The 569-nt window shown below is 61.0% G+C and carries 1 pseudogene; it reads right to left on the bottom strand.

Annotation, left to right across the window (positions count from 1 at the left end):
* A pseudogene (locus tag AC04SG_RS32880) lies at window positions 1–569 on the bottom strand (hypothetical protein); the annotation flags it as partial.

Raw genomic sequence — 569 nt, 5'->3', positions numbered from 1 at the left:
GCGAAGCATCTCACCGGCGATCAGGGCTATGGCCTCGCGACACTCCGCGGCTTCCGGCCACTTGCTGAAGCCGTTTGCCAGGTTCGACATCTCCTGCGGAGTAAATTCAGAGAGTTGGTCGGAACGGCGAAGCAGCTCGCCAGCGATCGTGGCTATAACCTCCTGACACTCTGCCTGTTCCGGCCATTTGCTGAAACCGTTCACAAGGTTTGCAAGTTCCTGCGGGGTAAAGTCTGAGGGTTGGGCGGTGCGGTCCCCACGGCGGCCAAGAACCGCAATGCCGATCGCGGCCGCTGCTTTGCGACACTGCGCCTGTTCCGGCCACTTGCTGAAGCCGTTCACCAGGTTCGACAGGTTCTGCGGAGTAAATTCAGAGAGTTGGTCGGCACGGCGAAGCACCTCACCGGCGATCATGGCTGTGGCCTCGCGACAACCCGCCTGTTCCGGCCACTTGCTGAAGCCGTTTGCCAGGTTAGCCAGGTTCTGCGGAGTAAATTCAGAGAGTTGGTCGGCACGGCGAAGCACCTCACCGGCGATCGTGGCTGTAGCTTCGCGACAAGCCGCCGCTT

The sequence above is a fragment of the Mesorhizobium sp. CNPSo 4684 genome (genome assembly GCF_057784315.1).
Note: the sequence above shows the minus strand (reverse complement) of the source record. Positions and strands in the feature narration are given on the sequence as shown.